Below are 18283 nucleotides of genomic sequence, written 5' to 3' on the forward strand. Positions count from 1 at the left end.
ACGACGCCGGCGACGAGCACTACCCAGGGGGCGAACGCGGGACGAGCGGAGAAGAAGGCGGGCCGTCAGTGCGGCCCGCCTGACCGCGCTTTACTGGGCGGTAAGCCAGGCTTGCAGAAACGCACCGGCCAGCAGGCCGATTGCGAGACCGAACACAAAGAAACGGCCCGGGTGGGCTGCCGCCTTGGCCCCTTTGCCGTCGCTGCGCGAAGCACGCCGGGGGCGTACCGGGGCGGGCTTTCCGCCGGGCAGCACCACCGCCACGGCGCAAGGGCCCTTCTCACCCTCCTGGGGCTCGAACTCGATTTCGAGTCCTGGGCGCAGGGCCTGCTTGTCGCCGTTGAAGTCGCTGTAATGGAAGAAGTATTCGGTGCCCTGGTCGCCTTCGATGAAACCAAAGCCCTTGCGGAAGTAGAAACGTTTGACGATGCCTTTCATGGGGTAGCAATGAACACGAGTAGGTGGCTGCACCGCGTTGACGTACAGAGCACGGCGCAGATGACGGGTGGACGACGGCCGCTCCGGCAGGAACGATGCTCAGAAATCGGCAGGCCGGGGCGGTGGCGGGGTGCTGCCACCGGATGACGCGGACCGGCAGCCGCCGTTTGGTGAGGGCGGTGCGCGGGCCATTATAGCGGCCGCACCGCGTTGGGATAGCCCGGCGGCTCAGGGCTGTGCCCGTGTCGTGGCTTCAGCGGCCGATGCCGGAGCCAGGCGCAGCAGGCGCCAGGCCAGCACTGACTGCAATCCGGCCACCACGAGGCTGGCCGCGTACACGGCGCCGACCGCCTGCAGCACGACTCCGGTGTCGACGTGCGCGCTCAGGCCGGCGAGGTTGGCGATGACCCCGGCCAGCGCCGAGCCGAAGGCGATGCCCAGCGTGCGTACCGTGGGTATGCTGCCGGCGGTGATGCTTTCCTCGCCCGCGCTGGCGTGATGCATGGTGAAGGCGATCAAGTGGATGCTGAGCGTGCCCACGCCCAGGCCCAGCATGACCAGCAGCGCACCGATCGGCAGCGCTCCCGACCGGCCGACGCTGGCCAGCAGCAACGCGGTGGTGACGAGTATCAGCAGCGGGCCGCCGAGAATGGCGCGCCGTTCCGCCACGCCATGCCAGCGGGCGGTGAGCAGGGAGCCGGCGGTCCAGCCGGCGGCCAGGAGGCTGGCGAAGTAGCCGGCGTACAGCGGCCGCAGACCGTAGACCTGCTGCATCAGCAGTGGGACAAACACGGTGATGCTGGTGTGCAGGATGGACGAGGTCACGAACAGGCCGTAGGCCACGCCCACCGGCGATCGCAGCGAGGCCGCCCGGCGCGGAAACACGCGGACGCTGTGGCGTCGGTCCAGCGCAAAGGCGCTGCTGACCAGCAGCATCGCCAGGGCCAGTACGCCCAGGCGCAGTGCCGTGCCCGGCAGCTGGCCGGCGGCCGCCACGCACAGGACGCCGGCGCCAAGCAGGCCGATGCGGTCGAGCGGAAACGGCTGGCGGGTGGCGCTGCGGGTGTCCTCGGGCAGATGGCGCGCGGCCAGGACGCTGAACAGGGCGATGATGGGCACGTTGACGCCAAATGCGCCGCGCCAGAAGCCGATTTCGGCAAACAGCCCGCCCAGGGCCGGCCCCACCAGGGCGGCGGTGGCCCACATGCTGGAGATGGAGGCCAGCATCAGCTTGCGAAGCTCCGGCGTGTACAGCTCACTGACCAGGGCCATCGACTGGGCCACGATCAGCCCGCCGCCGAAGCCTTGCAGCGTACGCGTGGCCAGCAGCACTTCCATGCGCGGTGCCACGGCGCAGCCGAGGGAGCCGATCAGAAACAGCGCGCCGGCGAGCACATAGGCGCGGCGCGGTCCGTAGGCGGTGCGCAGCGGTCCGCTGCTGGCGGCGCCGACGATGGAGCCAACCATGTACAGCATCGACACCCAGGCATAGAAGGCCACCCCGCCAATGTCGGCCACCACGCTGGGCATGACGGTCGCCACCAGAAACACGTCCATGGCGTGCAGGGCGATGCCCAGTCCGAGGGTGACCGTCAGTGGCGCGCGGCCGTCGCGCAGCAGGTCGGGGAAGCGGGCTGTTGCCGGTCCAGGCGGCTGCCGGCCGTCCGCCGGGTCTAGATGCACCGTGCCAGTCCCCCGTCCACCTGGAGGGTGGTGCCGGTGATGTAGCTGGCCGCGGCGGAGCACAAGAACACCACCGTGGCGGCGATTTCGGACGGCTCGGCCGCGCGGCGCAGCGGCACATGGGCCAGCTGTTCGGCTTCCAGCGCGGCCACGCTGGTGCCGCGCTCGGCCGCCTGGCGCTGCATCAGGCTCTGCCAGCGGTCGGTACGCACGGGGCCCGGGTTGACCGCATTGACCAGGATGCCGTGTGGGGCGCCTTCGTCGCCGAGGGACTGGGTGAGGTTCATCAGGCCGGCGTTGGCCGCACCGCCGGCCACGTAACCGGCGCTTGGCTGGCGTCCGGCGGCGCCGATCACGTTCACCACCCGTGCACCCCCGGCCATCAGCAGTGGCCATACGGCGCGCGTCAGGCGTATGTAGCCCCAGAACTTGAGCGCGAAATCCTCCTGCCATTCCGCTTCCGGCTTGGCCAGCAGCGAGCCGGCGCGGATCGAGCCGGCGTTGTTGACCAGCAGGTCGAGCGTGTCGAACTGCGCGCGGTGGGCGTCGACCAGTGCGGCGATGCCGGCTTCCTGCGACAGGTCGGCGGCCACCGCCAGCGTGCGCACGCCGTAACGCTGTGCCAGTTCCTGCGCCAGCGCCTGCAACGGCGCGGCGCGGCGGGCGCACAGCGTCAGGTGTACGCCTTCGGCGGCCAGTGCCTGCGCGGTGGCGCGGCCGATGCCGGCGCTGGCGCCAGTGATCAGGCCGACCTTGCCGGCCAGTGCCAGTTCCATGGTGCTTCCCCCTGAGTGACGGTCGCAGTTTACCGGGGCAGGGGGTCATAATCGGCCCCAATGCACCTACCGACCCACTGCTCATGAGCCAGGCTCTCGATTACCTGTTGCAGGCGCGCCCGGAGGCAATGCAGGCGTACTTCAGTTTCCTGAAGATGGCCGGCCGCCGGCTGGATCCCAAGACACGGGCGCTGATTTCGCTGATCGGCAAGGTCCATGCGCAGACCGAGCGCGGCTTTCGACAGTACCTGACGCGGGCACTGCGCACCGGCGCCAGCGCCGACGAGGTGCTCGACGCCTTGCTGATGGCCTTTCCCATGCTGGGACTGACGCGCGTTGTATGGGCGGTCGACCAGTTGCTGGCGATGGACCTGCCCGAGTTTCGCGTCGACCAGCTCGGTCACGCGCCGGACTGGCACGCACTGCTGCCGCTGGCCGACCTGCCGGTGGGTGGCACGGTGCGCTGCGAGGTGGACGGGCGGGCGGTCTTCGTCAGCCACCTGGACGGTGATCTCATGGTCTACGACGCCCGTTGCCCGCACCAGAGCACGAACATTCCCGAGCTGGCCTGCGAGGGCGAGCGGCTGACCTGTCCGCGCCACGGCTGGGTGTTCGATCTGGCCACCGGTGCGTGTGTGGCCAAGGGCAACCGCCCGTTGCGGGCGCTGGCGCATCGCGAACAGGAGGGTCGGCTGTGGGCTTTCTGGTAGTGTCCCCGGGCGTGCTGTCCGGCGGATCTTTTTTGCCGTGGCCATCGCGCGCGGCGGCTGTGGAGTTCGAGTCATGACCAAGCGTATCCCCACCACCGACGCCGAATGGCGTGAGCAGCTGACGCCGGAGCAGTACCAGGTGTGTCGGCAAAAAGGCACCGAGCGGGCCTTTACCGGCCAGTACTGGGACGAGAAGACTCCCGGCACCTACCGCTGCGCCGGGTGTGGCGAGGCGCTGTTCGACGCCGCCACCAAGTACGACTCCGGCAGCGGCTGGCCCAGTTTCTGGGAGCCGGCGGCGGCCGGTGTGGTGGGCACCGAGGTCGACACCAGTCATGGCATGCAGCGGGTGGAGGTGCACTGCGCCCGCTGCGGTTCGCACCTGGGGCACGTGTTTCCGGACGGGCCTCAGCCGACCGGTCTGCGCTATTGCATCAATTCGTTGTCGTTGCAGCTGGATCCAGCCGGCGAGTGAGGCGTTGTGGCGGAGGTCTACGTCAGTACCGACATCGAGACAGACGGCTTCCTGCCCGGCGAGAACTCCATGCTGAGCCTGGGCTCGGCGGCCTATCTGGCGGATGGACGTCTGGTCGCCACCTGGAGCGCCAACCTGGAGACGCTGCCCGGCGCCAAGGTCAATCCACGCACCGCCCAGTTCTGGGCTGACCAGCCGCAGGCATGGGCGGCCTGCCGGCGGAATCTGCGCGCGCCCGCCGAGGCGCTGCCGGAGTACGTGGCCTGGCTGCGCGCGTTGCCGGGACGGCCGGTGTTCGTCGGCTACCCGGTGACGTTCGATTTCTCGTTTGTGGGCTGGTATCTGGCGCGTTTCGTCGGTGACAACCCGTTCGGCTTCTCCGCACTCGACATCAAGAGCTTCGCGATGGCGGTGCTCGGGTGCGAGTTTCGGCAAACGACCAAGCGGCACATGCCCCGCGCGTGGTTCGACCCCAATCTGCCGCACACGCACGTGGCGCTGGACGATGCCCTGGAGCAGGGGGCGCTGTTTGTGAACCTGCTGCGCGCCAGTCGCGGGGATACGGGGCCCGGCACCGTTCAGTCGAGTTCGGTCGACCAGTAGGCGTGTTCGGCCTCGGCGCTGGGCACGTAGTCGTCCGGCAGGGGGAACGCGTCGAGATCGTGGGCGAAGGCGGCTTCCAGGAAGCGGTTCACCCAACGAAACACATCCTGGCGGCGCACGTTGCGGCGCATCAGCCCCATGCGTCGGCGCCGCTCGGCCGCTGGCAGCAGGCAGGCACGGTGGATGGCGTCAGCCGTGCCGTCGAGGTCGTAGGGGTTCACCAACAGGGCGCCGTGTTGCAGCTGGGCGGCGGCGCCGGCGAACTCCGACAGGATCAAGACGCCGGTTCGCTTCACTGAGCTGGCGCAGAACTCCTTCGCGACCAGGTTCATGCCGTCCTTCAGCGGTGTGACCAGCGCGATCTGCGCGGCACGGTAGTAAGCAATCAGCTTCAGGCGGTCGAGCGCCCGATAGACGTAGTGGATGGGAACCCATCCGCCCGGACGGGTGAATTCGCCGTTGATCTCGCCGACCAACTGCTCGATGCGGATCTTGAGGTCGCGGTACTGGGGGATGTCGTCGCGGCTGGGCACGACCACCTGGATCAGCGTCACCCGCTCCTGCAGGTCCGGGTATTTGCGCAGTGCGGTGCGAAACGCCTCCAGGCGCAGTGGAATGCCCTTGGTGTAGTCCAGGCGGTCGACGCCGAGCAACAGCTCGCGGTGGTTCACCTGGGCGTGCAGTGCTGCGGCGTCCGCCGCCACCTGCTCCGAGTGCGCCTGGCGTTCGAACGCGGCGGCGTCGATGCCGATCGGGAAACAGCCCACGCGCACCTGTCGGTCGCCGATCTGGACCATCTGTCCACGGTGCGTGAAGCCGGCTTCTGGGAGCAGGGTGCGCACGCAGTCGGTGAAGTTGCGCTGGTCGCGCAGGGTCTGGAAACCGATCAGGTCGAACTCCAGCAGGGCGCGCAGCAGCGTGAAGCGCCACGGCAGCTTCAGGTAGATGTCCAGCGGCGGGAAGGGGATGTGCAGGAAAAAGCCCAGCGGCGTATCGAGCCCGGCATGACGCAGCTCGGAACCGAGCATCAGCAGTTGGTAGTCGTGTACCCAGACGAAATCGTCGCCATGCGTGTTTTCCAGCACCACCTGGGCGTACTTGCGGTTGACCTCGCAGTACACGCGCCAGAACTCGGGGTCGAAGATGCACAGCGAATGCAGATCGTGGAACAGAGGCCACAGCACTTCGTTGGAAAAGCCGTAATAGAAACCCGCCTGTTCCTGGGCACTGAGGGCCACCGGTGCGAGCTGGTAGCCGGCCTTGCCGGTTGCGGTGGCCAGGGCGGCGTCGACGTCTCCGTCGCGGTCCGCGATACCCGGCCACCCGACCCAGACGCCTCCACGATCGCGCAGTACCGGCAGCAGGGCGGTGACCAGGCCGCCGCTGCCCGGCCGGCTGACCAGCGTGCCGTCGGCGGCACGCGAGATGACGAACGGCAGGCGGTTGGAGACAACCACCAGCCGCCGTCGTTTGCGGTGCCTAGTCACCGCCTCCGGTTGCTGCGGCGCCGGCCGGCCCGGCGGCCGGCAGCGACTCAACGTGCAGCGTGCGGGTCGGGAAGGCGAAGTCGACGTCCATTTCGGCGAACCGATCGATCATCGCCAGGTTGATGGCCTGCTGGATATCCATGTACCGGCCGTAGTCGGGGTCGAGCACGTAGTAAACCACTTCGAAATCCAGTGAGGAGTCACCGAAGGCGAAGAAGTGAGCGCGGTCAAACCGCACTTTCTCCTGCGTTTCGACGATCTTGCGCACCACCTTGGGAATCTCGGCCAGCGCCTGGCGCGGCGTGCTGTAGAGCACGCCGAACTTGAACACCACGCGCCGCTCGAACATGCGCTTGAAGTTGCGGATCCGGCTGCTGAGCAGGTCGGTGTTGGCGAACACCAGTTGTTCGCCGGACAGGCTGCGTACGCGGGTGGTTTTCAGGCCGACGTGCTCGACCGTGCCCAGCAGGTCGCCGACGATGATGAAGTCGCCGACCACGAACGGTTTGTCGAGCGCGATCGACAGCGACGCGAACAGGTCGCCGAGCACGTTCTGTACCGCCAGGGCGACGGCGATGCCGCCGATGCCCAGGCTGGCCACCAGGGCCGTGATGTCGAAGCCCAGGTTGTCCAGGATCATCAACAGGGCCACGGACCACAGCACGGTGCGCGCCACGAAGCTCAGGACGCCGACCGTGGTGGCGGCCCCGGCATCCTCGGTCAGTGCCTGTTCGCGGTAGCGTCGCAGCCACACGTTGAGCGCGCGCTGCGCCCACAGCGCCGCCTGCAGCAGCAGGGCAACGGCGGTGATGCCGATCAGGGCCGCGTCGAGCTTGGGCGACAGGTCGACTGCCCGCGCGCCGATGAACACCGCCACGACCAGCATCACGCTGGCGCGCGTGCCCGCCACGATCTCGGCCAGATAGCGACTCATGACGGCGCCGTTGTTCTGGGCCCGCTTGCGCAGGCGCCGCCCGATGAAGCCCTTGACCACGGGCAGCACGGTGGCCACCAGGAAAATCAAGACCACGGCGATGGCCCAGGCGGCCAGCGGGTTGCCGAGGACGCTGACCTGCATCCACTCGGTCCAGGTCGCGTTGCCCCAGTCGATCTCGCTCAAAGTCATCCAGTCTGCTCCCGTATGTCGGCCCAGCGGTGGAGGAAGGCGAGCAGGTCTTCGGGTGGGCGCAGCCACAGCTGCGCCGCGGTGGGTCGGTACTCGGGCCGCACCAGTACCGACAGGCCCTGCTCGCCGAGAGCCTTGAACGCGTCCTCATCGGTGAGGTCGTCGCCCAGGTAGGCGATGCGTGGCGTGGGTGCGCCGGGCGGTGTTTCCGCCAGCAGCGTGCGCACCACGTCGCCCTTGTCGCGGCCGGGCACGCGCAGTTCGACGCCGCCGTCGAAGTCATGCCAGGCCAGTGTGTTGTTTTCCGGCAGTTCGGCGAAGCGTTGCGCCAGCGCCTGGCGCAGCGCTTCGTGTCGGTGCGCCGGCAGGCCACGCCAATGGAAGGCCAGAGACGCCGGTTTGCGCTCCACGCGTCCGCCCAACCGACGCGCCATGGTCTCCCAGGCATCGGCCTCGGCCAGGGCTCGCACGGCGGCTTCCGGCAGCGGCGTGAGGCTGTGCCGCCCATCCGGCAGGCGCCGCTCGCGGCCATGGCAGCCCCACATTTCGAGGCCGTGGTCGATGCCCAGCAACGGACGCAGGTCCCTGAGCCAGCGGCCGCTGACGATGACCAGCCGATGGCTCGACGTCGGAAGCGCCAGCAACCGCTCCAGGGCCCCTGTGATGCCCGGGTAGGGGTGGGCGTCGGCGGGGTCGAGGGTGAACGGCGCCAGCGTACCATCGTAGTCCAGCAGCAGCAGTGCCCGCTGTGCTGTCGCCAGCTGGGCCCAGAACGTCGTCAGCAATCGGCCGCCATCAGCTGAGCTCAAGCCGGCCCTCCCTGGCATGCAGGACGCTGGTGACGAGCGTCAGGTAGTCGCGCAGCTGGCGGGTGATCAGGAAGTTCTCGCGCACGAACTCGCGCGCCTTGGCGCCCATCTCGGCGGCGATGTCGCCACGCTGGTGCAGATAGCGCACGCGCAGCGCGGCGCCTTCCGGCGTGCTGACCAGAAAACCGGTGTGGTGATTGATGACCTGCAGGCGGATGCCGCCGGTGTCGCCACCGATGACCGGCTTGCCCTTCCACATGGCCTCGGTCACGGTCAGCCCGAAACCCTCGCGCAGGGATTTCTGCAGCACGAACTGCCCCGCCCGTTGCAGGGCGTTGATGGTCAGGTGCGCGTCGGAGGGCAACAGCAGTACCTTGATGTCGTCGTCGCCGGCGGCGGCCGCGTGCACTTCCTCCAGCACGGCGGCGCCTTCGGGGTCGTCATCGGCGCTGCCGCCGGCCAGCACCAGTTGGAGTGCCGGCATGAACTGGCGGGCCAGGCGGTAGGCGGCAATCACGCCGAGCGGGTCCTTGAAGCGGTCGAAACGCGACACCTGCAGCATCAGCGGCCGTTCGGAGTCGACCTGGTGCCGGTGGCAGGCCTCGGTCACCTGCCAGGCCGGCAGGTCGCGGTTTTTCTCGCTCAGCGGGTCGATGCTGGGCGGCACCAGGTACACCGGATGCGGCAGCGGGCGGGCGAAGTCGGCCAGCGAGAACACGCTGGCGTCGTAATCGGCGATGAACTCGCGCAGGTAGCGCCACACGCTGCGTTGCGGATGACTGGCATCGATGTGGCAGCGCCAGATCCACTTGCCCTTGCGCTCGCCCAGGTACCGCAGCAGCGCCGCCGGCTGCGGGTCGTGGATGAACACCACGTCGGCGTCGCGCAGCACCGGCGCCAGCGTTTCGGCATTGTCGGCGTTGGTCTGTTCGTAGGCGCGCAGCAGGGCCTCGGACAACGGCGCCGGCTGGCCCTGCAGGGCGTTGTGCATGGCCTTGGTGCACTGGTAGAAGGCACCGCCGCCGGTGATCACCTCCCAGCGCACGTCCAGTTCCAGCGCCTGCATCAGCGGCACCAGCTTGTGCAGGATCTCCGCCACTCCGCCGCCGGCACGGGTGGAGTTGATGTTGACGATCTTCAGCCCGCGCAGCGGCGCCGCCAGCTGGCGCAGGTGCTGTACCACGTCGGCGCCGGCGACGTCGGCATAGCTGTCGAGCAGGGCACTCATGACGATGCGCCGCCGAAGTGCGACGTGATCACGTCGATGTATTGCTGGCGCAGCTCGGCCAGGGTGACGAAGTAGGGGTCGATGTCGGCCAGGCGCGCGAGCAGGGTGTCGTGGCTGTCGGGCAGCTCCCGCAGCCAGGAGCTGAAGTCGTCGCAGCTCTGCGGCGCCCGGCTGCGCGCGTCGATGACGTGGTAGAACACGCTGCCCGGCGACAGCTGCGGCAACACCTGCACCAGCTCGTGCGCCTCGCTCAGGCGACGCCCGGTGTCGAACACCACGACCTGCCCGCGCACGAAGCTGAACTGGCGATCGCGCGGTGCCCACAGTGGCGTGTCCAGTTCGTCCAGCCGCTGCTCGACCACTTCCAGCACCTCCTGGCGCAGGGCCTCGGCGTCGACGAACTGGGCCGGGTCGATCACCGCCAGGCGCTCGGCCAGGGGCAGGTCGTGCAGGGCGTGGCGCACCCAGGCGGCGAAGTCGTTGTTGAACTCGGGATCGTCGAAACGCGTGCCGAGCAGGCCACCCCAGAAGTGGTGATAGACACTGTCCGCCGGTACGCCCAGCAGTCCCTCGCGCAGCGCCGTCAGGCTTTGCGCGCGCACCCCGGTGGCCAGGGTGACCAGGGCGCAGTCCTTGACGATGAACTCGGTCGGCTCGGGCATGGGCGGTGGGCGGGGTCTCCGGTGATGGCTTACTGGTCGGTCAGACCGAACGCCTTGGCCAGGAGTTCATAGGACCGCTCGCGGTCGGCGTAGTGGTAGGTCACCGTGACCACGCTGACCTCGTCGGTGTCGTACTCGGCGGCCAGGGCCTCGATCTGCTGGCGGCAGTCGTCCGGCGTGCCGATCACCGAGTGTTCGAGCACCTGCTCGTACTGCGCCCGTTCGCCGGGGCTCATGGCGGCGGCCAGGCGCTCGGCCTCGTCCGGGGTCGGCAGGTCGATGATGCGCCCGCGCGCCAGGGCCTGATGAATCCACATGCTGCGCGTGCTGGCGATGCGCATGGCTTCCTCGCGGGTCGGCGCGCATACCGCGGCAACGGCGATCATGACGCGCGGCTGCGGCACGTTCTTCGACGGCTGGAAGGCCCGGCGATAGGCCTCCACGATGGCCGGCGAGCGGGCATGGGTGCCGATGAACAGCGCCAGTACGAAGCCGCTGCCGAGCTGGCCGGCCACCTCGGCGCTGCCGCCGCTGGAGCCGAGCATCCAGACTTGCGGCACGCCGCCGTCGTCGGGAACCAGACGGATGCCGTGGAAGGGATGCTGGGGCGGCAGGTCGTTGTTCAGGTAGCCCATCAGGTCGAACACCTGGCGCGGGTACATGTCCGAACTGATCGGCTGGCGCGGGTAGGCCAGGGCAGCGGTGGCCATGCCGTCGCCACCGGGTGCGCGGCCCAGGCCGAGATCGATGCGCCCCGGGTACAGCACTTCGAGCATGCGGAAGGTTTCCGCCACCTTGTACGGCGGGTAGTGCGGCAGCATCACGCCGCCGCTGCCGACACGGATGCGACGGGTGTGGGCGGCGATGTGGCCGATCAGGATTTCCGGACACGGGCCGGCGTAACCGGGCGTGTTGTGGTGCTCCGCCAGCCAGTAACGGTGGTAGCCGAAGCGCTCGCAGGCCTGGGCCAGGCGCAGGCTGTCGCGCGGGCCGCGCGACGGCGGGCCGCCGTCGTGAATGGGGGATTGGTCGGTAACGCTGAGCTTGAGAGTCATTGGGAGGGCGGGTCCGCTTCGTGCTTGAATGGCGCCAGTTTAACAACCCGTCTTGCCTGCCCTATGCCGCCCTACACCGTCTCCCAGGTGCGCTGGATGCAGCACGCCGCCGAACTGCTGGCCGTCCGTCGCGCTGTGTTCATCGACGAGCAGGGGGTGCCGGAGGCGGTGGAGGTGGACGGCCGCGATGCGGGCGCGTGGCACCTGCTGGCGCGCGATGCCGCCGGATTGCCGGTCGGCTGCGCGCGGCTCTTGCCGGACGCCCACATCGGGCGGATGGCGGTGCTGCGCGGCGCGCGCGGGCAGGGGGTCGGCCGCTGCTTGCTGGAGGCGGCGGTGCAGCTGGGACAGCGCCTGGGTATGGCGCAGTTGCACCTGCATGCCCAGGTGCAGGCCCGCGGGTTCTACGAGGCGGCCGGCTTCATCGCCGAAGGTGACGCGTTTCTCGAAGCGGGCATCGCGCATGTGGCGATGCATCTGACCGTGCGGCATTGAGCCGAAGCATTGAGCCGAAGGCCCGCCACGGGATGTCGGCTGGCCGATCCACACGCCGGTGCCGTGCCCGGCGCGGGGCCGTTCTCGGGGGGGCGGCACGGGTGGCTGGGCGATGCCGCGTCCGGCACCGCCCAGCGTCAGATCAGGCCTTGCGCAACGCTTCCTTGTTGATCTTGCCGGTGCGCGAGCGCGGCAGTGACTCTGCACGTATGTCCACCAGGCGCGGCACCTTGTACTCGGCCAGCAGGCTGCGGCAGTGCTCGACGATGTCGCTGGCGGCCAGCGCGGTGTCTTCCTTGGGCACCACCACCGCCTTCACGGCTTCGCCCTTGAGGCCGCCGGTGACGCCCAGTACCGCCACCTCTGCCACGGCCGGATGCTTGTAGATGGCGTCCTCGACTTCCGGGGCGTAGACCTTGAGGCCGGCGACGTTGATGACGTCCTTCTTGCGGCCCTGAATCCACAGGTAGCCCTCGGCGTCGAACATGCCGATATCGCCGGTACGAAACCAGCCGTCGGGCATCATTTCGGCGGTCAGTTCCGGGCGCCGCCAGTAGCCCTGCATCAGGGTCGGGCCGGACAGCCACACCTCGCCGCTGCCCCCGGTCGGCGCGTCGCTGCCGTCGTCCTCGACCAGGCGGATGCCTGCGTAGTCGAGCTGCTTGCCGACCGCGCCGAACTTGTCGTCAGGGAAGGTCGCCGGCCCCAGGGTCACCAGCGGGCCGGTCTCGGTCAGTCCGTAGCCGGATGACAGGCCGATATGCGGCCAGCGGGCATGGAATTGATGCAGCATCTCCGGCGACGCGGTCATGCCGAAGGTCACCAGTGCGCGGAATGTCGTCAGGCGGTGCGCGCCGCGGTTGTGCAGCAGGGCGTGCGCCATGGGCGGCACCATGTGCGACAAGGTCATGCCGTGACGCTCGGCGTCGTCCAGGAAGCGTCCGGGTGCGAACCGTTCGAACAGCAGCAGCGTCATGCCGCTGCGCATGGCGATGCCCAGCAGCATGGGGCCCGAAATGTGCGACATCGGCACCGCAAAGCCGTACACGTCACCGGGCCGGCAAGCCAGCACGTCGATCATGGCGTGCATGGACGGTGTCAGCGCGTCGTGGCTGAGCATCACGCCCTTGGGGCCGCCGACCGTGCCGGAGGTGTAGAGGATCACGGCCGTGGCGCTGTCCGCCTGCACCGGGACCGGTTCGAACGGTGCCGGCGTGTCGCCGGCGATCTCGTCGGGGGTATGCACGTCCAGCGAGTGTTGCTTCAGTGCGAGGGCGTCGTGCACCACGCCCCGAAGGCGGTCGGCCGCGACCAGCAGGCGGGGTTGCAGGTCGTCGAGGATGCCGGCCAGCTCGTCCGCCTTGAGCGCCGGATCCAGCGGCACGAACACGGCACCCAGCGCCACGGTTGCGTAATAGCCGAAGGCAAACTCGGGGCCGTTGGGCAGCAGCATGGCGATGCGGTCGCCCGCCTGTACGCCACGCCGCCGCAGGCTCGCCTGCCACTGACCGGCCTGTCGCGCCACCGAGTCGAAGCTGATGCGCTGGTTGTCGAAAAGGAGTGCCGTGGTGTCCGGCCAACGCCGGGCGGCGTCGATCAATTCATTGGCGATGTTCATTCCCGTGCTCCCTCATCTCACTGCGGCGTGGGCGCCAGCGGTTATGGTTCCACATCCATTGCTCGGGATGGCGCCGCACCCAGGTTCCAAAGATGCGGTGCAACTCGGCGGTGATGGCGCGCTCGTCGGCCTTGCGATCGCCGCTGGCCGCGACCTGCAGCGCTGGCTCGAACACCAAGCGGTGGCGGTCGCCCTCGCGGCGGGCGTACGCCGGGACGATGGCGGCGCCGGTGCGCAGATGCAGCGATGCGGTGCCGGTGGCACACCAGGCCGGCTGGCCCAGGAAATCGACCTTCACGTCGGCCGAGCGACGGTCGGCGACGATGAACAGCACGCCGTTGTTGCGCAACAGTCTCAGGCAGGCGTGTGCGTGTTCGCGGCTCAGGGGCGTGTTGTAGAAGGTGAGGCCCATGCGCTCGCACGCCTGCGCCTCGCCGGCGCTGGCCACGGGGTTGCTGGGCAGGCGCAGCAGCGAACCGGTGTTTTGCCCGCGTTCCTGGAGGTAGCGCGGCAGCAGGGTCCAGCCGCCGATGTGTGCGGTGGCCAGCAGCACTCCCTTGCCGGCGGCCAGGGCGGCGTCGATGTGTTCGAGCCCCTCCACGTCGCACCAGTCCGCCACGGTCATGCCGTGTTCCTGGGGTAGCCAGAACAATTCGGCGAAGCCGCGCGCGGAGTGCTCGAACACCCCGCGGGCGATGGCGCGCTGTTGGGGGGCTGGCAGCGTGTCGCCATACACCAGGCGCAGGTTGCGTTGCACCAGGCGTCGCCACGACGCGCCGAACGGACGCATCGACGCGGCCATCAGCAGGCACAGGTAACGCAGTGCCCGCGGATTGGGCATGGCGCGGATGAGCGCGACCAGCGCGGCGAACGACAGTCGCTGCGCGGACAGTAGAACTGGATTCAACCGAAATGAGCCGGGTGGACTGGCAACACCCCGGACCGGACGCCAGCCGGGGACGAAAAACGGTGCAATGATACCGGTGCACGGCGGCGACATGAGCGCCGCGCCGGCAACGAGGGGGGGAGCGCGATGCGGGAACCGGTGACCGAGATTTATCTGTCGGGTCTGGTGTTCGGGGAGTGTCCGCGTTGGCACGATGGGGCCCTGTGGCTGTCCGACATGTTCGGTGGCCGCGTGCTTCGCGTGCCGGCCATGGGGCAGGCGCAGACCGTGGTCGAGTTGCCGGCCGGCCGGCCGTCGGGGCTCGCGTTCCTGGCCGATGGCAGCCTGCTCGTGGTGTCGATGCGCGATCGTCGCCTGCTGCGACGCTGGCCGGATGGCCGAACGGAGCCGTTTGCCGACCTGTCGGGCCACGTCGCCGGTGACGTCAACGACATGGTGAGGGCGCCGGACGGTGGGGTGTTCGTCGGCAACTTCGGATTCGACCTTTTCGGTAATGCCGCCGGTTGCCTGACCGCCCTGCATCATGTTGACGTCCACGGTCGGGTCAGGGCGGTCGCGCACGACCTGAACTTTCCCAATGGCATGGCGGTGACGCCCGATGGCGCCACGCTGATCGTGGCCGAGACCTTCGCGCATCGCCTGACCGCGTTCGACATCGATGGCCACACGCTGCGCAACCGGCGTGTGTTCGCCGATCTGGGTGAGTGCGCGCCGGACGGTATCTGTCTGGATGCGGCCGGGGCGGTGTGGGCAAGCGCCTTCGTTGGCGATGCGTTCCTGCGCGTGGAGTCCGGCGGGCGGATCACCGACCGTGTGTCCCTGAACAATCGGCGGGCGGTGGCCTGCAACCTTGGGGGTGTGGATGGCCGCACGCTGTTCATGGTGACGGCGGATACCGACGTGGAACGCCTGGCCGGTGGCGACTCCACGGCTCGCGTGGAAGTGCTGGAGGTGGATGTGCCCGGTGCCGGCTCTCCGTGAGTCCGGTGGGGAGGCGCTGGGGGCGTGGCGAGCGGGGTTTGCGGCGTCGGGCGAGAGCCGGCGCGGTGCATCGTCAGGCGCGTTCTTGGCGCCGACCGGCCACCGCGGGCGGCGATCGGGTTGGCAAAGGAGGCCGGTCCACGCGCGGATGTGAGCGCTTCCAAGGTGCTTGCCAAGGTGGGTGCCGCGCGCTAACGTCACAGAAAATAACGATCGTTCAATAAACCGATGCGGGTGATGGAGGAGAGACCATGGATGCCGCTGCCCTGCGTCCGGCTGTCGATGCCGATGGCCACATCATGGAATCACTGGCCGAAATGGCCGAGTACGCGCATCCGTCAGTGCGCGAACTTTGCCTGAATCCGCAGACCTTTTTTCGCACCCCGTTTCCAACGCTCGATGGCGTGCACTGGCCGAATCCCGAGGTGTTCAAGGCCGAACACGGCGTGATGGGCGACCAGCAGCTGGCGAGCACGCACCGCAAGGGGTCGGCCGAGGACTGGCTCGAGTTTCTGGCCAACGCCAACGTCGATTACTCGGTGATGTACACCAGCGAAGGGTTGACGGTCGGTCAGCTTCGCGAGGAGGCATACGCGGTCGCCGTATGCCAGGCGTACAACGACTATGTGGCCGACCGCTACCGGCGTGTCAGCGCCAAGCTGCTGCCGATGGCGCTGATTCCAATGCAAAGGCCTTCGGCGGCGGTGCAGGAGCTGCGCCGGGCGGTTAAGGAGCTGGACCTGCCGGGTGCCATGTTGCCGTCCACCGGCCTGCCGCTGGATCTCGGGCATGAGTACTACTGGCCGATCTACGAGGAGGCCGCCAACCTGGGGTGTGTGCTGGGCGTGCACGGCGGATCGAACGTGGGCCTGGGGCTGGCGTCGGTCAATTCGATCCTGTCCTCGCATGTCATCCATCACCCGATGGGGTTGATGATTGCGGCCGTTTCGATGATCCACAACGGCGTGTTCGAGCGCTATCCGGCCCTGCGCGTGGCGTTCGCCGAGGGCGGCTGTGGCTGGACCACGGTGCTGCTGGATCGGATGGCGCGCAACGCGGAACTGGGCATGATGGGCGCGTACCGCACCTTCGAGCACTATCTGGGCAGTGGGCAGGTACTGATTGGCTGCGAGCCGGGGGAGGCCACGCTGCCGTATCTGATCAAGCGCGTTGGGGCGGATGCATTCGCCTTTTCCACCGACTACCCGCACGAAGTGGACTTTCGCGCCGTGCGCAAGGAAATCGAGGCGGCCTACGCGCAGCCGGAGTTGACGCTGGAGGAGAAGAACAAGCTGCTCGGCGACAATGCGCGGCGGTTTTTCAGGCTGGACTGATCGCTTCCGGCGGCACGGGCCGTGGCCGGCGTTGGTCGTCGACGGCGACAAAGGTGGCGGTGGCCTCGGTTACCTTGACCAGCAGGCCAGGGTCGGAGGCACGCTCGGCGATGGCTTCCAGGTGCAGGGTCAGCGAGGTGCGGCCGACACGCACCACCCGGCCGTAGCAGCTGACCAGGTCGCCGACGAACACGGGCTCGTGAAACTCGAAGGCGTTCATGGCCACGGTGACCACCCGGCCGCGCGCGCGGCGGCTGGCGACAATGCCGCCGGCCAGGTCGATCTGCGCCATGATCCAGCCACCGAAGATGTCGCCGGTGGGGTTGGTGTCGGCGGGCATCGCCAGCACACGGATGGCCGGTTCGCTGCCGGCGAGTACCGGGTCGACCACGCGGTCACCTCTTGAGCGGGGCGGGAGTGATCCCAATCTTGGAAGACATGCCCGGCCGGCATGCGGCTGCATGCCGGCGTCTTGCAGCGCCGGTGTGTGTGGCGCTCCCTAGGGGACTCGAACCCCTGTTTTCGCCGTGAGAGGGCGACGTCCTGGGCCACTAGACGAAGGGAGCCGGCGGCTTGCGAAGGCAAGCTGATACTATAGCCCAGCACACGGCCTATTGCGACAGTCGGGGCAGATTTCCCGCCCCTGCGTACACCGTCACCACGAGACCTATGCCGGAACCCTTACTCGGTCACCCGCGTATCCTGCCCCGCAGCGATCACTCCATTTCCCGCGCCCAGATCAGCAAGAACGCGCTGAACGTTCTGTACGGCTTGCACAAGGCCGGCTTCGAGGCCTGCCTTGTCGGCGGGGGCGTGCGCGATCTATTGCTTGGGGTTACCCCCAAGGACTTCGACGTTGCCACCAGCGCACTGCCCGAGCAGGTGCGGGCCACCTTCCGCAACAGTCGACTGATCGGCCGGCGCTTTCGTCTGGCGCACGTGCACTACGGGCCGGAAATCATCGAGGTGGCCACCTACCGCGCCTCCCACGACAAGGCCGAGGATGACGCCGATGCGCGCCTGGACGGCGATCGCATCCTGCGCGACAACGTCTACGGCACGCGCGAGGAGGACGTGATCCGCCGCGACTTCACCGTCAACGCCTTGTACTACCGCATCGAGGATTTCTCGCTCATCGACCACGTCGGCGCGCTGGAGGACATCGCCGCGCGGCGGCTGCGCACCATCGGTGAGCCGGAAGCGCGCTACCGAGAGGATCCGGTGCGCATGCTGCGGGCGGTACGCCTGGCCGCCAAGCTGGATTTGACGATCGAGGCGGTGACCGAGGCGCCGTTGTTCGAACTCGGCTACCTGCTCGAGACCGTGCCGCAGGCGCGCTTGTTCGACGAGGCGGTCAAGTTGCTGTTGTCCGGGCACGGTGTGCGCAGCTACGAGCTGCTCAGTCATTACCGGTTGCTCGACTATCTGTTCCCGCTGGAATCCGGTGCCTTGGCGCCGGAGCGTGAGCGCTTGATTCGTGCGGCCCTGGCCAATACCGATCAGCGCGTGGCGGCCGGCCTGCCGGTCACCCCGTCGTTCCTGCTGGCGGTGATGCTGTGGGAGCCGTTGCAGGAGACGATGGCGCGCCAGCTGGTGCAGGGTGTGTCCGAGCACCAGGCGTTCATCGCCGCTCAGGAAGCGGTGTTGCGCAGCCAGGCCGACCTGCTTGCGGTGCCCAAGCGGTTCACCTTGCCGGCGGCCGAGATATGGGCGCTGCAAAGCCGGTTGCAGCGGCGCCGACAGCCCGGTCGGTTGCTCGGTCACCCGCGTTTTCGGGCGGCCTTTGATTTTCTGGCGCTGCGCGCCCAGTACGATCCCGACCTGCAACCGACCGTCGATTTCTGGGGCGCTCGGCAGGAGCAGGAGGGGGCCGTGGTGGCCGAGCCCGCGAGCGAT

The 18283-nt window shown here is 68.4% G+C and carries 19 protein-coding genes and 1 tRNA gene; 7 read left to right on the forward strand and 13 right to left on the reverse strand.

Annotated features, from left to right (window positions below):
* Positions 1–90: 90 nt before the first annotated feature.
* The 3 genes from ABYX71_RS04680 to ABYX71_RS04690 all read right to left on the reverse strand — a co-directional run bounded on the left by ABYX71_RS04680 (position 91) and on the right by ABYX71_RS04690 (position 2897).
* Entirely contained in the window at positions 91–438 is a 348-nt protein-coding gene (locus ABYX71_RS04680) for a cold-shock protein (RefSeq protein WP_372695343.1), read from the reverse strand.
* 228 nt (positions 439–666) lie between these two features.
* A complete protein-coding gene (locus ABYX71_RS04685; protein ID WP_372695344.1) occupies positions 667–2121 on the reverse strand; it encodes an MFS transporter in 1455 nt (484 codons plus the stop codon).
* Positions 2112–2897, reverse strand: coding sequence for an SDR family NAD(P)-dependent oxidoreductase (locus tag ABYX71_RS04690; protein WP_372695345.1), 786 nt, complete (start codon positions 2895–2897; stop codon positions 2112–2114). Before ABYX71_RS04690 ends, ABYX71_RS04685 begins: the two co-directional genes overlap by 10 nt.
* A gap of 83 nt (positions 2898–2980) precedes the next feature.
* Between ABYX71_RS04690 and ABYX71_RS04695 the strand changes: the two genes are divergently transcribed.
* The 3 genes from ABYX71_RS04695 to ABYX71_RS04705 all read left to right on the forward strand — a co-directional run bounded on the left by ABYX71_RS04695 (position 2981) and on the right by ABYX71_RS04705 (position 4685).
* Positions 2981–3607: a Rieske 2Fe-2S domain-containing protein gene (locus ABYX71_RS04695; RefSeq protein WP_372695346.1), complete on the forward strand. Its 627-nt coding sequence runs from the start codon at positions 2981–2983 to the stop codon at positions 3605–3607.
* A gap of 73 nt (positions 3608–3680) precedes the next feature.
* Positions 3681–4082, forward strand: coding sequence for a peptide-methionine (R)-S-oxide reductase MsrB (gene msrB, locus ABYX71_RS04700; RefSeq protein ID WP_372695347.1), 402 nt, complete (start codon positions 3681–3683; stop codon positions 4080–4082).
* Between the two features lie 6 nt (positions 4083–4088).
* A complete protein-coding gene (locus tag ABYX71_RS04705; RefSeq protein WP_372695348.1) occupies positions 4089–4685 on the forward strand; it encodes an exonuclease in 597 nt (198 codons plus the stop codon).
* Here the strand turns inward: ABYX71_RS04705 and ABYX71_RS04710 are convergent.
* The 6 genes from ABYX71_RS04710 to ABYX71_RS04735 are packed head-to-tail and all read right to left on the reverse strand — an operon-like array spanning position 4661 to position 11052.
* Positions 4661–6142 carry a trehalose-6-phosphate synthase gene (locus ABYX71_RS04710; protein WP_372695349.1) on the reverse strand — a complete coding sequence of 494 codons (1482 nt, stop codon included), beginning with the start codon at positions 6140–6142 and terminating at the stop codon, positions 4661–4663. The two genes, ABYX71_RS04705 and ABYX71_RS04710, sit on opposite strands and share 25 nt — an antisense overlap.
* 22 nt (positions 6143–6164) lie before the next feature.
* Complete coding sequence (locus ABYX71_RS04715) at positions 6165–7298, reverse strand: mechanosensitive ion channel family protein (RefSeq protein ID WP_372695350.1); 1134 nt, start codon at positions 7296–7298, stop codon at positions 6165–6167.
* Complete coding sequence (otsB, locus tag ABYX71_RS04720) at positions 7295–8107, reverse strand: trehalose-phosphatase (RefSeq protein WP_372695351.1); 813 nt, start codon at positions 8105–8107, stop codon at positions 7295–7297. Before otsB ends, ABYX71_RS04715 begins: the two co-directional genes overlap by 4 nt.
* A complete protein-coding gene (locus ABYX71_RS04725) occupies positions 8094–9335 on the reverse strand; it encodes a glycosyltransferase (RefSeq protein WP_372695352.1) in 1242 nt (413 codons plus the stop codon). Before ABYX71_RS04725 ends, otsB begins: the two co-directional genes overlap by 14 nt.
* On the reverse strand, positions 9332–9997 hold the full coding sequence (locus ABYX71_RS04730) for a DUF5752 family protein (RefSeq protein WP_372695353.1): 666 nt from the start codon (positions 9995–9997) through the stop codon (positions 9332–9334). The genes ABYX71_RS04725 and ABYX71_RS04730 overlap by 4 nt, the downstream gene beginning before the upstream one ends.
* Before the next feature lie 29 nt (positions 9998–10026).
* Entirely contained in the window at positions 10027–11052 is a 1026-nt protein-coding gene (locus tag ABYX71_RS04735; RefSeq protein ID WP_372695354.1) for an LLM class flavin-dependent oxidoreductase, read from the reverse strand.
* Positions 11053–11148: 96 nt separating this feature from the next.
* On the opposite strand from ABYX71_RS04735, the gene ABYX71_RS04740 reads away from it, so the two are divergent.
* Positions 11149–11547, forward strand: coding sequence for a GNAT family N-acetyltransferase (locus ABYX71_RS04740; protein WP_372695355.1), 399 nt, complete (start codon positions 11149–11151; stop codon positions 11545–11547).
* Between the two features lie 142 nt (positions 11548–11689).
* Here ABYX71_RS04740 and ABYX71_RS04745 read toward each other — a convergent pair whose 3' ends face one another.
* On the reverse strand, positions 11690–13165 hold the full coding sequence (locus tag ABYX71_RS04745) for a class I adenylate-forming enzyme family protein (protein ID WP_372695356.1): 1476 nt from the start codon (positions 13163–13165) through the stop codon (positions 11690–11692).
* Positions 13149–14072 (reverse strand): lysophospholipid acyltransferase family protein, encoded by a 924-nt coding sequence (locus ABYX71_RS04750; protein ID WP_372695357.1) that lies wholly within the window; start codon positions 14070–14072, stop codon positions 13149–13151. Before ABYX71_RS04750 ends, ABYX71_RS04745 begins: the two co-directional genes overlap by 17 nt.
* Before the next feature lie 126 nt (positions 14073–14198).
* Between ABYX71_RS04750 and ABYX71_RS04755 the strand changes: the two genes are divergently transcribed.
* Both ABYX71_RS04755 and ABYX71_RS04760 read left to right on the forward strand, forming a co-directional pair.
* Positions 14199–15053 (forward strand): SMP-30/gluconolactonase/LRE family protein, encoded by an 855-nt coding sequence (locus ABYX71_RS04755; RefSeq protein ID WP_372695358.1) that lies wholly within the window; start codon positions 14199–14201, stop codon positions 15051–15053.
* Between the two features lie 251 nt (positions 15054–15304).
* Positions 15305–16387, forward strand: coding sequence for an amidohydrolase family protein (locus ABYX71_RS04760; RefSeq protein ID WP_372695359.1), 1083 nt, complete (start codon positions 15305–15307; stop codon positions 16385–16387).
* Here ABYX71_RS04760 and ABYX71_RS04765 read toward each other — a convergent pair.
* Together ABYX71_RS04765 and ABYX71_RS04770 are read right to left on the reverse strand one after the other, a co-directional pair.
* Positions 16374–16727, reverse strand: a complete 354-nt coding sequence (locus tag ABYX71_RS04765) for an acyl-CoA thioesterase (RefSeq protein ID WP_372695361.1) — start codon at positions 16725–16727, stop codon at positions 16374–16376. The two genes, ABYX71_RS04760 and ABYX71_RS04765, sit on opposite strands and share 14 nt — an antisense overlap.
* A 150-nt stretch (positions 16728–16877) precedes the next feature.
* A tRNA-Glu gene (locus ABYX71_RS04770) sits at positions 16878–16953 on the reverse strand.
* A 103-nt stretch (positions 16954–17056) separates the two neighbouring features.
* Between ABYX71_RS04770 and pcnB the strand changes: the two genes are divergently transcribed.
* Positions 17057–18283, forward strand: a 1227-nt coding sequence (pcnB, locus tag ABYX71_RS04775; protein ID WP_372695360.1) for a polynucleotide adenylyltransferase PcnB, incomplete at its 3' end; no start/stop codon positions are given.

This window comes from Immundisolibacter sp. (assembly GCF_041625615.1).
In the GTDB taxonomy this organism is placed as follows: Bacteria; Pseudomonadota; Gammaproteobacteria; order Immundisolibacterales; family Immundisolibacteraceae; genus Immundisolibacter.